This is a genomic window from Streptomyces sp. NPDC041129 (assembly GCF_055592265.1).
In genome coordinates this window covers 346321-359453 of record NZ_JBVIYV010000008.1, presented here as the reverse complement: position 1 = coordinate 359453, position 13133 = coordinate 346321, and the positions used below count along the sequence as shown (strand labels likewise).

Annotated in this window: 12 protein-coding genes; 4 read left to right on the top strand and 8 right to left on the bottom strand. The window is 72.1% G+C overall.

Annotation, left to right across the window (positions count from 1 at the left end):
- Positions 1 to 4 precede the first annotated feature (4 nt).
- The 3 genes from ACZ6B1_RS25525 to ACZ6B1_RS25515 all read right to left on the bottom strand — a co-directional run bounded on the left by ACZ6B1_RS25525 (position 5) and on the right by ACZ6B1_RS25515 (position 1915).
- Positions 5 to 529, bottom strand: coding sequence for a DUF2690 domain-containing protein (locus ACZ6B1_RS25525; RefSeq protein ID WP_468782019.1), 525 nt, complete (start codon positions 527 to 529; stop codon positions 5 to 7).
- Between the two features lie 252 nt (positions 530 to 781).
- Complete coding sequence (locus tag ACZ6B1_RS25520; protein ID WP_468782017.1) at positions 782 to 1249, bottom strand: TIGR03668 family PPOX class F420-dependent oxidoreductase; 468 nt, start codon at positions 1247 to 1249, stop codon at positions 782 to 784.
- A 9-nt stretch (positions 1250 to 1258) separates the two neighbouring features.
- Positions 1259 to 1915: a phosphoribosyltransferase gene (locus ACZ6B1_RS25515; protein ID WP_468782015.1), complete on the bottom strand. Its 657-nt coding sequence runs from the start codon at positions 1913 to 1915 to the stop codon at positions 1259 to 1261.
- Positions 1916 to 2100: 185 nt separating this feature from the next.
- On the opposite strand from ACZ6B1_RS25515, the gene ACZ6B1_RS25510 reads away from it, so the two are divergent.
- Entirely contained in the window at positions 2101 to 2868 is a 768-nt protein-coding gene (locus tag ACZ6B1_RS25510) for a polysaccharide deacetylase family protein (protein WP_468782109.1), read from the top strand.
- 103 nt (positions 2869 to 2971) lie between these two features.
- Positions 2972 to 3412: an SRPBCC family protein gene (locus tag ACZ6B1_RS25505; protein ID WP_468782013.1), complete on the top strand. Its 441-nt coding sequence runs from the start codon at positions 2972 to 2974 to the stop codon at positions 3410 to 3412.
- 15 nt (positions 3413 to 3427) lie between these two features.
- Here ACZ6B1_RS25505 and ACZ6B1_RS25500 read toward each other — a convergent pair whose 3' ends face one another.
- The 5 genes from ACZ6B1_RS25500 to ACZ6B1_RS25480 all read right to left on the bottom strand — a co-directional run bounded on the left by ACZ6B1_RS25500 (position 3428) and on the right by ACZ6B1_RS25480 (position 10149).
- Complete coding sequence (locus ACZ6B1_RS25500; RefSeq protein ID WP_468782011.1) at positions 3428 to 4579, bottom strand: XdhC family protein; 1152 nt, start codon at positions 4577 to 4579, stop codon at positions 3428 to 3430.
- A 61-nt stretch (positions 4580 to 4640) separates the two neighbouring features.
- Entirely contained in the window at positions 4641 to 6098 is a 1458-nt protein-coding gene (locus ACZ6B1_RS25495; protein WP_468782009.1) for an NCS2 family permease, read from the bottom strand.
- A gap of 196 nt (positions 6099 to 6294) precedes the next feature.
- Positions 6295 to 8679 carry a xanthine dehydrogenase family protein molybdopterin-binding subunit gene (locus ACZ6B1_RS25490; protein ID WP_468782007.1) on the bottom strand — a complete coding sequence of 795 codons (2385 nt, stop codon included), beginning with the start codon at positions 8677 to 8679 and terminating at the stop codon, positions 6295 to 6297.
- Position 8680: 1 nt separating this feature from the next.
- Positions 8681 to 9256, bottom strand: a complete 576-nt coding sequence (locus ACZ6B1_RS25485) for a (2Fe-2S)-binding protein (protein ID WP_468782005.1) — start codon at positions 9254 to 9256, stop codon at positions 8681 to 8683.
- On the bottom strand, positions 9256 to 10149 hold the full coding sequence (locus ACZ6B1_RS25480) for an FAD binding domain-containing protein (RefSeq protein ID WP_468782003.1): 894 nt from the start codon (positions 10147 to 10149) through the stop codon (positions 9256 to 9258). The genes ACZ6B1_RS25485 and ACZ6B1_RS25480 overlap by 1 nt, the downstream gene beginning before the upstream one ends.
- Before the next feature lie 342 nt (positions 10150 to 10491).
- On the opposite strand from ACZ6B1_RS25480, the gene ACZ6B1_RS25475 reads away from it, so the two are divergent.
- Positions 10492 to 12165, top strand: a complete 1674-nt coding sequence (locus ACZ6B1_RS25475; RefSeq protein ID WP_468782001.1) for a PucR family transcriptional regulator — start codon at positions 10492 to 10494, stop codon at positions 12163 to 12165.
- A 166-nt stretch (positions 12166 to 12331) separates the two neighbouring features.
- A complete protein-coding gene (locus ACZ6B1_RS25470; RefSeq protein ID WP_468781999.1) occupies positions 12332 to 13099 on the top strand; it encodes a hypothetical protein in 768 nt (255 codons plus the stop codon).
- Positions 13100 to 13133: the final 34 nt, after the last annotated feature.

Sequence of the window (13133 nt, the reverse complement as noted above, 5' to 3'; positions counted from 1 at the left end):
TTCCTCATATCCAGTCCGTGCACAGGCCGTGCACGAGCGGAAGGCTCGCGTTGTTGTTGTTCTTGATGTACTTCAACGGCGCCGGGTCGTACTGGGAGTCGACGTCGTTCCAGCACGCCTTCGCGGTCGTGGTCTTCCAGTTCTGCATCTTGGTGTAGGCGCCCGCCACACCGTCCGCGAGAAGGCCCGTCGTGTCGTAGTCCTCGATACCGCCGTCGGAAGCACGTGTCGTCCACAACGTCCCGTACACGTAGTCGGGGGACGTATCGAGATCACGGGAGATCTTCGCCCATACCCCCTGGCACTTCGGCGACCACATCAGCCGCACCGCGACCGATTCATCCGGCTCCGTCACCTGCTGGAGAATTTCGGCGTCGTCGTCGCACCCCATCTGAATCGGGTCCTTGCCCGAACAGGTGGCTCGCCAGCAGTCGGCCGCGACCGCCGGAGATGCCTGAATTCCCTGAAAGGCTCCGGCCATCAGGGTCAGGGCAGCCGCCGCCGGCCCCCATTTACGTATGCCATGCACACATATCTCCTCAGAAGTTCCTCTTCCCTGCCGCATCAAACGCACAGGGATAACGCGCAGCTTACGCGAACACACGCACGGTGCAAGGCAGTTACACCGCCCCGGACCTGCACCGACGTCGGATCGGGGGGTGTTGTGCCCGCACATTCTCTTTTCCGGCGCTTTACATCGACAGGCCAGGCGATCCGGCGGATCCCGGTGCCGAACCACAGGAAAAGGGGGAATTCATCACCCCGTTGCTCTCCCGCCTTTTCAAGGCGATTCGGACGCCCTCGCCTGCCAGCCGGTCCACCGCCGTACGGCGACGTCGACCACCGGGCCGGCCGGTGGACGGGACCGGTACTGCGGGTACTTGGCGCACAGCAGCGCCACGACCGCCTCCCGCGCCTGCCGAACGACCGCGTCGGCGGCGCCGGGCGGCAGGATGCGGGCCTCGCCGTCGGCCCGGACCCACCACAGGTGGTCCCAGTCCTCGTCGTAGGCGTCCACGAGCAGACACACCGCCGGATGCACGGCCAGGTTGGCCAGTCGCTTCAAGTGTGTGGTGCTCTTGGGCTTGTGGTCGACCGCGGTGACGAGCCGGTCGGTGCCGTCGAGAGCGTGGTGGGCGAAGACCACCGGCACCTGGTGGGGCCGGCCCGATGCGTCCACGGTGGCCAGTCGCGCCACCCGGGCGGCGGTGAACCGGAACCGCGCCTCGTTCTCGTCCAGTTGGGGCACAGCCGCTCCTCACCCTCCAGCCGGCCGGCTCACGTTCAGCGCGTCGAGCACGTCGGCGTCGGTGAGTTGCCCGAAGTCGTCGTACCACTGACCGACCGCGCTGAAGACGGCCGGCCGGTGCGGGCAGACGATCGCGTCCGCCTCCGGGGCGAGCGAGTCGAGTGAGTCGGGGGCGCCGACCGGGACGGCCAGGACGAGCCGGCCGGGCCCCCGGCGCCGTGCGTGTCGCAGGGCGGCGCGGGCGGTGGCGCCGGTGGCCAGGCCGTCGTCGACGACGATCACCGTTCGGCCGCGCAGTTCCGGGGGCGGGCGGTCGCCCCGGTACCGGCGTTCACGCCGGGCCAGTTCGCGTCGTTCCCGCTCCACGACAGAGGCGAGCCGCTCCTCGGTCAGGCCCAGCCGGTCGAGGGTGCCGGTGTCGAAGAGCGGCGGGTCGCCGGCCGCGAGGGCGCCGACGGCGAACTCCGCGTGGCCCGGCAGGCCGATCTTGCGTACGACGAGGACGTCGAGGGGCGCGTCCAGGGCCCGGGCGACAGGCACGGCGACCGCGATCCCGCCGCGCGGCAGGGCCAGGACGACGGGGTCGGGCAGTTCACCCCGGTCGCGCAGGCCGCTCAGCGGGCCGGCGAGCGCCCGCCCGGCCTCGGCACGGTCGCGAAAGCGCATGAATGGTCCTCCCGCCGGAAGTCCTCCACTCCCCCGCTCCTCCATGGTGCTACGGCCCGGTCGTGGGGTGCTCGCACAAGTTCAATAAATCGAACACGCGAACTATAAACCAAGTGTATAGTCCGGGCATGCCTCTCACGACTTCGGCCGGCAAGAGCCCGGCCCCGCAGCCCGCGCCCATGAAGATGCGTCGAACGGGGCGCGGGTTGCGTCTGTCCGCGCTCGCCTCGGTGGCCGCCTGTCTGGCGCTGACCCTGTCGGGCTGCGCGGAGGTCGACACGACCGCCCCCAGCACGGTGCGCGCCGAGGGCGCCCACGGAGCGCCGGCCGGGCTCGGGACGGTGGACTGCCGCGAGGCGAAGTGCATCGCGCTGACCTTCGACGCGGGGCCGAGCGAGAACTCGGCGCGGCTGCTCGACATCCTCAAGGAGAAGAGGGTCCCGGCCACCTTCTTCCTCCTCGGCAAGCGGCACATCGACACGTATCCGGAGCTGGTCAAGCGGATGGCGGCCGAGGGGCACGAGGTCGCGAGCCACACCTGGGACCACAAGATCCTGACCCGGATCTCCGACGAGGCGATACGCGAGGAACTGCGGCGGCCGGACGAGGAGATAGAGCGGCTCACCGGGCACAAGCCCACGCTGATGCGCCCTCCCCAGGGCCGCACCGACGCCGACGTGCACCGCATCTGCAAGGAGCTGGGCCTGGCCGAGGTGCTGTGGAGCGTGACCGCGAAGGACTACACGACCACCGACTCGGCGCTGATCACCAAGCGCGTCCTGGACCAGGCGTCCCGGGACGGCATCATCCTGCTGCACGACATCTACCGGGGCACCGTGCCGGCCGTGCCCGGCATCATCGACGCGCTCAAGGGCCGAGGCTACGTCTTCGTGACGGTGCCTCAGCTGCTGGCACCGGGGAAGGCCGAGCCGGGCCGGGTGTACCGGCCCTGAGCGGGCCGGCCGTCAACTCCGTGCCTCAGGGCGCCGTTGAGCCGTGCAGGTGATCCGGGGCCGAGCGTGCGGGTGGGCGGGGGCGATTGCCTACGATCGTGTCGTGCCCTACTTCTCCGTCGAACGCACCGTGCCCCTTCCCAGCGAGGAGGCGTGGCGGCGGCTCACCGAGTGGCCCCGCCACGGTGACGCGGTGCCCTTCACCCGCATCACCGTACTCACGACCGGCCCGACGCGCGAGGGCACCCGATTCGTGGCCCGCTCGGGCGTCGGCCCGCTCGGCTTCGACGATCCCATGGAGGTCACGGTCTGGCGCCCGCCGGTGGACGGCGAACCGGGGCTGTGCCGCCTGGAGAAGCACGGGCGGGTGATCCTGGGCTGGGCCGAGATCGAGGTCGGGCCCGGGCCGGGCGGCCGGGCCCGGGTGGTGTGGCGGGAGGACGTACGGATCCGCTTCCTCCCCCGCGTCTTCGACGGCGTCGTGGCGCGCACGGCGAGGACGTTGTTCGGGAGCGCGGCGAACCGGCTTCTCCGGCGGGCGTGACCGGCCGGTGTCCGCTCAGGCCACCGACCCGATCCGCCCCGCGGGAGCCCCCGCCGTGTCGTGGTGGATCGGGGTGTGGGCGCCGGTGAGGGAGGCCCCGCTGCCGCCGCGGCGGTCCGCGACGATCTCCGCGGCGATCGACAGGGCCGTCTCCTCCGGGGTACGGGCCCCGAGGTCGAGGCCGATCGGGGAGCGCAGCCGGGCCAGTTCGAGTTCGCTGACGCCTACCGCGCGCAGCCGCTCGTTGCGGTCGAGGTGGGTGCGGCGGGAGCCCATCGCGCCGACGTAGGCGACCGGCAGCCGCAGGGCCAGCCGCAGCAGCGGCACATCGAACTTGGCGTCGTGGGTCAGGACGCACAGGACGGTCCGGCCGTCGACGTCCGTACGCTCCAGGTACTCGTGGGGCCACTCGACGACGATGTCGTCGGCGTCCGGGAAGCGGGCCCTGGTGGCGAACACCGGGCGGGCGTCGCACACCGTGACGTGGTAACCGAGGAACTTGCCCACCCTCACCAGCGCGGAGGCGAAGTCGATCGCGCCGAAGACGATCATCCGGGGCGCGGGTACCGAGGACTCCACCAGCACGGTGAGCGGGGCACCGCAGCGCGAGCCCTGTGCACCGATCTCCAGGGTGCCGGTGCGGCCCGCGTCCAGGAAGGCGCCGGCCTCGGCGGCCACCGTGCGGTCGAGTTCGGGATGGGCCCCGAATCCGCCGTCGTGGGAACCGTCGGGGCGGACCAGCAGGGCGCGGCCCCGCAGTCCGGCCGGTCCTTCGGCGATCCGGGCGACCGCCGCCGCCTCGCCGCGTGCGGCGGCGGCCAGCGCGGCCGCGAACACCGGCCGGGCGGCACCGTCCGCCCGGACCGGCGTGACGAGGATGTCGATGACTCCGCCGCAGGTCAGGCCGACGGCGAAGGCGTCCTCGTCGCTGTACCCGAAGCGCTCCAGGACGGTCTCCCGGTCCTCGAGCGCCTGCCGGCACAGCTCGTACACGGCGCCCTCCACGCACCCGCCGGAGACCGAGCCGACGGCCGTGCCGTCGGCGTCCACCGCGAGGGCGGCGCCCGGCTGCCGCGGGGCACTGCCGCCGACGGCCACCACGGTGGCGACGGCGAAGTCACGGCCCTGCTCGACCCACCGGTTCAGCTCCTCGGCGATGTCCAGCATGTCTCGGTCTCCTAACGGGGTAGCGGTGTAAGGGCGTTGCCCGGGCTCTTCGCGACAGGCCCTAGTGCACGCCCAGCCAGCCCTCGATCGGGTGAAGGGCGAAGTAGACCAGGAAGACGACCGTCAACCCCCACATGAAGGCCCCGATCTCGCGGGCCCTGCCCTGGGCGGTCTTGATGGCGGTGTAGGAGATGACGCCCGCGGCGACACCGGTGGTGATGGTGTACGTGAACGGCATCAGGACGACGGTCAGGAAGACCGGGATCGCGGTGGCGCGGTCGGCCCAGTCCACGTGCCGGGCGTTCATCAGCATCATGGCGCCGATGACCACCAGGGCGGCCGAGGCGACCTCCTGCGGCACGATCGCGGTCAGCGGGGTGAAGAACAGGCAGGCGGCGAAGAACACTCCGGTGACGACCGAGGCCAGACCCGTGCGGGCACCCTCGCCGACCCCGGTGGCCGACTCGATGAACACCGTCTGGCCGGAGCCGCCCGCCACGCCGCCGATCGCACCGCCGGCGCCGTCGATGAACAGCGCCTTGGACAGGCCCGGCATCCGGCCCTTGTCGTCGGCGAGCTTCGCCTCGGTGCCGACGCCGATGATGGTGGCCATCGCGTCGAAGAAGCCGGCCAGGACCAGGGTGAAGACGATCATGCCGACGGTCATCGCGCCGACCTCGCCCCAGCCGCCGAACTCCACGTGTCCGAAGAGCGAGAAGTCGGGCATCGAGATCGCACTGCCGTGCAAGGTGGGCGCGCCGCCCGCCCACTGCTTGGGGTCGATCACGCCGAGGCCGTTGAGTACGGCGGCGACGGCCGTGCCGGAGACGATGCCGACCAGGATGGCGCCGGGGATGTTCCGGGCCTGGAGCATGAAGATCAGCAGCAGGGTGCCGGCGAAGAGCAGGACCGGCCAGCCGGCGAGTTCACCGGCGGGGCCGAGGCTCACCGGGGTGGCCTTGCCCTGGTGCACGAAGCCGGCCTTGTAGAAGCCTATGAGGGCGATGAACAGGCCGATGCCCATCGTGATGCCGTGCTTGAGCGCGAGCGGGATCGCGTTCATGATCATCTCGCGCAGGCCGGTGACGACCAACAGCATGATGACGACGCCGTACAGCACGCACATGCCCATGGCCTGCGGCCAGGTCATGTTGGGGGCGACCTGCGAGGACAGGACGCCGGAGACCGACAGGCCGGCGGCGAGCGCGAGGGGTACCTTGCCGACGAAGCCCATCAGCAGCGTGGTGAGGGCGGCGGCGAACGCGGTCGCGGTGATCAGGGCCTTCTGGCCGAGGGTGTCCCCGGCCGCGTCCTTTCCGGACAGGATCAGGGGGTTGAGCAGGAGGATGTACGCCATCGCCATGAAGGTGGTGATGCCGCCGCGCACCTCACGCGCGACCGTGGATCCTCTGCCGCTTATGTGGAAGTACCGGTCGAGCCAGGATCTGCCGGCCGGGACACGGGTGCCTTCGCCCGCGTCTTCGGCTGTGGTCCTGGGCTCCACTGACTGCTGGGTCATGGGCCAACTCCCAAGGTTCACAGGGGCACCCGGCTGCCGTGGGGCGGCAGGCGGGATTTGGGATTGGACGGCCCGGGGGACGGCCCGAGACGAACGTGGTGCTTGCTGACCGGCGCCGGGACGGCCGTGGGTCGGGCGTTGCCCGGCGCCGGGGTGCCTGCGTCGCGACGTCGCCGCAACGCGACGGCGGCCGTCTCTACGCGGTGCCCGTGAGGTGTTCCGGGCGGACCGGTGTGCGGTTCAGCTCCAGTCCGGTCGCGTTCCGGATCGCCGCGAGGACGGCCGGGGTGGACGACAGGGTCGGGGCTTCGCCGATGCCACGGAGCCCGTACGGGGCGTGGTCGTCGGCGAGTTCGAGCACGTCGACGGGGATGGTCGGCGTGTCGAGGATCGTGGGGATCAGGTAGTCCGTGAAGGATGGGTTCCTGACCTTGGCGGTCTTGGGGTCGACGACGATCTCCTCCATCACCGCGACCCCCAGTCCCTGCGTCGTGCCGCCCTGGATCTGGCCGACGACGGAGAGCGGGTTGAGCGCCTTTCCGACGTCCTGGGCGCAGGCCAGTTCGACGACCTTGACCAGGCCGAGCTCGGTGTCGACCTCGACGACGGCGCGGTGCGCGGCGAAGGAGTACTGGACGTGTCCGTTGCCCTGGCCGGTGCGCAGGTCGAAGGCTTCGGTCGGCCGGTGCCGCCACTCCGCCTCGATCTCCACGGCCTCGTCCTCCAGGACGTCGACCAGGTCGCCGAGGACCTCGCCCGCGTCGGTGACCACCTTGCCGCCCTCCAGCAGGAGGTCGGCCGTGGCCCAGGCCGGGTGGTAGGAACCGAACTTGCGGCGCCCGGTCTCCAGGACCTTCTCGCGGAGCAGTTCGCAGGCGTTCTTCACGGCACCGCCGGTGACGTAGGTCTGCCGGGAGGCCGAGGTCGAACCGGCGCTGCCCACCTGGGTGTCGGCAGGGTGGATGGTCACCTGGCTGACGCCCAGCTCGGTACGGGCGATCTGCGCGTGGACGGTGACACCGCCCTGGCCGACCTCCGCCATCGCGGTGTGCACGGTGGCCACCGGCTCGCCGGCGATCACCTCCATCCGGACGCGCGCGGTGGAGTAGTCGTCGAAGCCCTCGGAGAAGCCGACGTTCTTGATGCCGACCGCGTAGCCGACCCCGCGGACGACGCCCTCACCGTGCGTGGTGTTGGACAGACCGCCGGGCAAGTGGCGTACGTCGGCGCCCTCGCTGGACTCCCACTGACGCTCGGGCGGCAGCGGCATCGCCTTGACCCGGCGCAGCAGTTCGGCGACCGGGGCCGGGGAGTCGACGGGCTGCCCGGTCGGCAGGAGGGTGCCCTGTTCCATCGCGTTGAGCTGCCGGAACTCCACCGGGTCCATGCCGAGTTCCTCGGCCACCTTGTCCATCTGCGCCTCGTAGGCGAAGCACGCCTGGACCGCGCCGAAGCCGCGCATGGCGCCGCAGGGCGGGTTGTTGGTGTAGAGGGCGATGGCCTCGATGTCGACGTCGTCGACGACGTACGGCCCGACGCTGAGCGAGGAGGCGTTGCCGACGACGGCCGGGGAGGCGGAGGCGTAGGCGCCGCCGTCCAGCACGATCCGGCACTTCAGGTGGGTGAGCTTGCCGTCGCGCGTGGCCCCGTGCTCGTAGTGGAGCTTGGCCGGGTGGCGGTGGACGTGCCCGAAGAAGGACTCGAACCGGTTGTAGACGATCTTCACCGGCTTGCCGGTGCGCAGCGCCAGCAGGCAGGCGTGGATCTGCATCGACAGGTCCTCGCGGCCGCCGAAAGCGCCGCCCACGCCGGCCAGCGTCATCCGCACCTTGTCCTCGGGCAGGCCGAGGACGGGCGCCATCTGACGCAGGTCGGAGTGGAGCCACTGGGTGGCGATGTAGAGGTGGACGCCGCCGTCCTCCTCGGGCACCGCGAGGCCGGACTCGGGGCCGAGGAAGGCCTGGTCCTGCATGCCGAAGGTGTACTCGCCCTTGACGATGACGTCGGCCCGCTCGCGTGCCGCCGCCACGTCGCCGCGGACGATCGGCTGGCGGTGGACGATGTTCGGGTGCGGGACGTGGCCGAAGTGGTGGTCGTCGCGGTTCTCGTGCACGAGGATCGCGTCCGGGGCGGTCGCGGAGGCCTCGTCGGTGACGACCGGCAGTTCCCGGTACTCGACCTTGATCTTGGCGGCGGCGCGGCGGGCGGTCTCCGGGTGGTCGGCGGCGACGATGGCGACCGGCTCGCCGTGGTGGCGCACCTTGCCGTGGGCGAGGACGGGGGTGTCCTGGATCTCCAGGCCGTAGTTCCGCACCTCGGTGGGCAGGTCGTCGTAGGTCATGACCGCGTACACGCCGGGCAGGGCGAGGGCCTCGGAGGTGTCGATGGACACGATCTCGGCGTGCGCGACGGTGGAGCGCAGGATCTGGCCCCACAGCATGTCCTCGTGCCACATGTCGGACGAGTACGCGAACTCGCCGGTGACCTTCAGGGTGCCGTCCGGGCGGAGCGTGGACTCACCGACGCCGCCCCGGGTCTGCGAGCCCTGCGTGATCTTCGTAGGAGCGCCGTTCGTCGGCATCTCAGACCCCCTCGGACTGGCGGGCGGCGGCCAGGCGGACCGCGTCCATGATCTTCTCGTAGCCGGTGCAGCGGCACAGGTTGCCGGACAGGGCCTCGCGGATGTCCGCGTCGGACGGGTTGGGGTTGTGCTCCAGCATCTCGTCGGCCGCGACCAGCAGGCCCGGGGTGCAGAAGCCGCACTGGACGGCGCCGGCGTCGATGAACGCCTGCTGGACGGGGCTGAGTTCGGTGCCCTCGCCGGTCTGCGAGTCGGTGCCCTTGGCCTGCCAGGCCTTGGCCTCGTCCAGCGAGGTGCCGCACGAGCCGGAGTCGCCGCAGGCGCGCTGCTTCGCGTAGTCGGCGAGGCCCTCGACGGTCACCACCTCGCGGCCCTCTGCCTGGCCGGCCGCGACCAGGCAGGAACACACGGGCACGCCGTCCAGGCGCACGGTGCAGGAGCCGCACTCGCCCTGCTCGCAGGCGTTCTTGGAGCCGGGCAGGCCGAGCCGCTCGCGCAGCACGTACAGCAGGGACTCGCCCTCCCAGACGTCGTCGGCCTCCTGCGGGCGTCCGTTGACGGTGAAGTTGACGCGCATCACGCAGCTCCCTCGGTGGCGCGGCGGGTGCCGCGGTACGACTCCCAGGTCCAGGTGAGCGTCCGGCGGGCCATGACGCCGACCGCGTGCCGGCGGTAGCTCGCGGTGCCCCGGACGTCGTCGATCGGGTTGCAGGCGCCGGAGCACAGCTCCGCGAACCGCTTGGCGACCGACGGGGTGACGATCTTTCCGTTGTCCCAGAAGCCGCCCTCCTCCAGGGCCGCGTTCAGGAACTCCTCGGCGGCCTTGGCGCGGACCGGCGTGGGCGCGGCGGAGCCGATGCCGGTGCGCACGGTGCGGGTCGCGGGGTGCAGGGCGAGGCCGAAGGCGCACACGGCGATCACCATGGCGTTGCGGGTGCCGACCTTGGAGTACTGCTGCGGGCCGTCCGCCTTCTTGATGTGCACCGCGCGGATCAGCTCGTCGGGCTGGAGGGCGTTGCGCTTGACGCCGGTGTAGAAGGCGTCGATCGGCACGAGGCGGGTGCCGCGGGCCGCCGACTCCACCTCGACGTCCGCGCCGGCCGCGAGCAGGGCGGGGTGGGCGTCACCGGCGGGCGAGGCCGTGCCGAGGTTGCCGCCGACTCCGCCGCGGTTGCGGATCTGCGGGGAGGCGACCGTGTGCGAGGCGAGCGCGAGGCCCGGCAGCTCGGCACGGAGATTGTCCATGATCTTCGTGTAGGGGACCGAGGCACCCAGCCGGACGGTGTCCTCGCCGACCTCCCACTCGTAGAGGTCGCCGACGCGGTTCAGGTCGAGCAGGTACTCGGGCCGGCGGTGGTCGAAGTTGATCTCGACCATCACATCGGTGCCACCCGCAATCGGCACAGCGGTGGGGTGCTCGGCCTTCGCGGCGAGCGCCTCCTCCCAGCTGGCGGGGCGAAGGAAGTCCATGACCGGCTCTCTTCATCGTCTCGTGAGTCGTACGGATCGAGCCAATCCGGGTGCGGCGGGTCCGGCTCGTTCATGTGCTCTTTACGCGGAGTGGGCTCAGTACACCGCCCCGTACTCCGGCGGGGTCAGTCACCGAAACCATGAAGGAGTTGGCTGGCCACGATGGGCATCTTGTAGATTCGTATGAACGGAGGTCATCGGTAACCTCTCCGTTTTCCCCGGGAAACGCAGGTGACGGCCCGGCGGCCCCGCCGTGGAGCCGTGACGCCCGTGCACCGGGCCCGTCAGGGGTCCCCATCAGGATTCATCGTAGATTTCGAGACACAGAACGGCGGCGACGAGATGCGGCTGCGCGCACTGCTGGACACCGATGCGCTGGGGCTGCGGCTGCTCGGCGGCGAGGACGAGCTGGACCGCTCCGTGCGCGGTGTGATGACCACCGACCTGCGCGATCCGAGCCGCTATCTGTCCGGTGGCGAGCTGGTGCTGACCGGCCTCGCCTGGCGCCGCGACGCCGGCGACTCCGAGCCCTTCGTACGGCTCCTGGTGCAGGCCGGGGTGGCCGCGCTGGCGGCCGGCGAGGCCGAGCTCGGCGCCGTGCCGGACGATCTGGTGCTGGCCTGCGCGCGGCACCGGCTGCCGCTGTTCGCGGTGCACGAGTCGGTGGCTTTCGCGACGGTCACCGAGCACGTGGTGCGGCAGGTCTCCGGGGAGCGGGCCGGTGACCTGGCGGCCGTGGTGGACCGGCACCGGCGGATGATGACCTCGGGCCCGGCGGGCGGTGGCCCCGATGTGGTCCTGGACCTGCTCGGCACCGACCTCGATCTGCGCGCCTGGGTGCTCTCCCCCACCGGCCGGCTGATCGCCGGCTCCAAGGTCGCGGGTCCGGCGCTGTCGGCCGAGACCTGCGCGCGGCTCGCCGCCGAGCACCTGGCCGCCGTCCGCTCCGGCCGGCGCGGCCCGCACCGGGTGCCGCTGGACGGCAGCACCTTCTCCCTCTTCCCCGTCCGCTCCTCCGGGCGCTCCCCGCAGGCCGACCGCGACATGCGCGAGACGGTCCTGTCGGACTGGCTGCTCGCGGTGGAGGCGGATGCCGGGGACTGGCCGGAGGAGCGCCTCGACCTGCTCCAGGGCGTCACCCAGCTGATCGCCGTCGAGCGGGACCGGCGGGACGCGGCGCGCACGGTGCGGCGCCGGCTCGCGCAGGAGGTGCTGGAGCTGGTGCAGACCGGTGCCGCGCCCGCCGAGATCGCCGCGCGGCTGCGGGTGGCCGCGCCGGTGCTGCTGCCGGGGCTCGGGGCGGCCCCGCACTGGCAGGTGGTCGTGGCCCGGGTCGAGTGGGACGGCGCGGAGGTGGAGGGCGGCCCGGTCGCCCAGTCGCTGCTGGAGGAGGTCCTGGTGGACCCGCTGGCCACCGGCCCCGAGCCCTCGGACCGGATCGCCGTCGCCCACACCGGGGACGAGGCGATCGCCCTGGTGCCGCTCCCGGCGGTCTCCGCCGACCAGGACGGCTCCGAGACCGGTCTGCTCGCCGACGCGCTGCTGCGGGCGGTACGGGAACCGCTGTCGGCGGGCCTGGCCGACGACGGGCGGCTCACCCTCGGTGTCAGTGCCGCCGTGCACTCGGCGGAGGGGCTGCGCGGCGCGCTGGAGGAGGCCCGGCACGCCCGCCGGGTCGCCGCGGCCCGCCCCGGCCGGGTCTGCGCGGCCGGCCACCAGGAGCTGGCCTCGCACGTGCTGCTGCTGCCGTTCGTCCCGGACGACGTCCGCCGCGCCTTCACGGCACGCCTGCTGGACCCGCTGACCGACTACGACCGCCGCCACCGCGCCGAGCTGATCCCGACCCTGGAGGCGTTCCTCGACTGCGACGGCTCCTGGACCCGCTGCGCCACCCGGCTCCACCTGCACGTCAACACACTGCGCTACCGGGTCGGGCGGATCGAGCAGTTGACGGGACGGGACCTGTCGCGCCTGGAGGACAAGCTGGACTTCTTCCTGGCGCTGCGGATGAGCTGAGGCGACAGGGGCGGGACCGGGCCCGGCCAAGTCACGCCAAGGTCCCCCGACTTTGTGAATTCTTTCACCCATCCCCTTGGCCCAGCCCCATGATTGGTGCTGGAATGCCGCCACCACTCAACAGCTCGACGGCGTGCTCGGGGAGGGCAACGTGGCGCATTCCGCCATGTCTGGTAATGGAACGACCGCAGGTGACGATCCTCTCCAGACCGCGGTATGGCGGTTGCGCTCGCGGGCCTGCTGGGCCGACGCCGCCGCCATGCTGCCGGCGGACACCCCGGCCGCGACCCTGCAGCGGGCCGCGCTGCTGGTCGAGCGGTGCCTGTACACCGAGCGGGGCTGGGCCGAGGCGGAGGACGCGCTGCGCACGGCGGAGGCGCAGGCGCACACCGACGAGGAGCGCGGCGCGGCCGCCTGCGAACGCGGCCAACTCGCCTACGCGGCCACGCTGCACGGCGTACGGGACCGGGCGGACGAGGCGCGGGCCGCGCTCGGGCGGGCGGCGGCGCTGATCCCGCCGGGGGCCGTGGGGCGGGCGCTGCTGGACTTCCGGCGGGGGCTGCTGGCGGAGAACCTGGCCCACTCCCCGCAGGCGGCGCGTGCGGCCTACCGCCGCGCCCACGCGGGCGCCACGGCGCACGCCGATCCGCTGCTGCTGTCCTTCACCTGGCGCCACCTCGCCGGACTCTCCCTGCGTGACGGGGAGTTGACGGAGGCCCGGCACGGCTTCGCCGAGTCGCTGCGGATCCGCGAGGAGCTGGGCTATCTGGTGGGCACGGCACCGGCGCTGGCCTCCCTGGCGGACGCGGAGTCGGAGCCGGAGGCCTCACGGCTGCGGGAGGAGGCCCGGCGGCTGTTCCGGCTGCTGGGCGGCGTACCGACCTGGCTGGCCCGGCAGTTGGCCCCGCCTGCGCCGGGTGCCGCGACCGCCTGAGGGCCGCCTCAGAGCCGGCTGAGAGGTTGCTGTG

Bases quoted from the DNA above. Each gene is read 5' to 3' on its own strand.
- ACZ6B1_RS25470 (WP_468781999.1), top strand. From the start codon at position 12,332: ATGTCTGGTAATGGAACGACCGCAGGTGACGATCCTCTCCAGACCGCG.
- ACZ6B1_RS25490 (WP_468782007.1), bottom strand. From the start codon at position 8,679: ATGCCGACGAACGGCGCTCCTACGAAGATCACGCAGGGCTCGCAGACC.
- ACZ6B1_RS25475 (WP_468782001.1), top strand. From the start codon at position 10,492: ATGCGGCTGCGCGCACTGCTGGACACCGATGCGCTGGGGCTGCGGCTG.
- ACZ6B1_RS25510 (WP_468782109.1), top strand. From the start codon at position 2,101: ATGCGTCGAACGGGGCGCGGGTTGCGTCTGTCCGCGCTCGCCTCGGTG.
- ACZ6B1_RS25495 (WP_468782009.1), bottom strand. From the start codon at position 6,098: ATGACCCAGCAGTCAGTGGAGCCCAGGACCACAGCCGAAGACGCGGGC.
- ACZ6B1_RS25485 (WP_468782005.1), bottom strand. From the start codon at position 9,256: ATGCGCGTCAACTTCACCGTCAACGGACGCCCGCAGGAGGCCGACGAC.
- ACZ6B1_RS25500 (WP_468782011.1), bottom strand. From the start codon at position 4,579: ATGCTGGACATCGCCGAGGAGCTGAACCGGTGGGTCGAGCAGGGCCGT.
- ACZ6B1_RS25515 (WP_468782015.1), bottom strand. From the start codon at position 1,915: ATGCGCTTTCGCGACCGTGCCGAGGCCGGGCGGGCGCTCGCCGGCCCG.
- ACZ6B1_RS25480 (WP_468782003.1), bottom strand. From the start codon at position 10,149: ATGGACTTCCTTCGCCCCGCCAGCTGGGAGGAGGCGCTCGCCGCGAAG.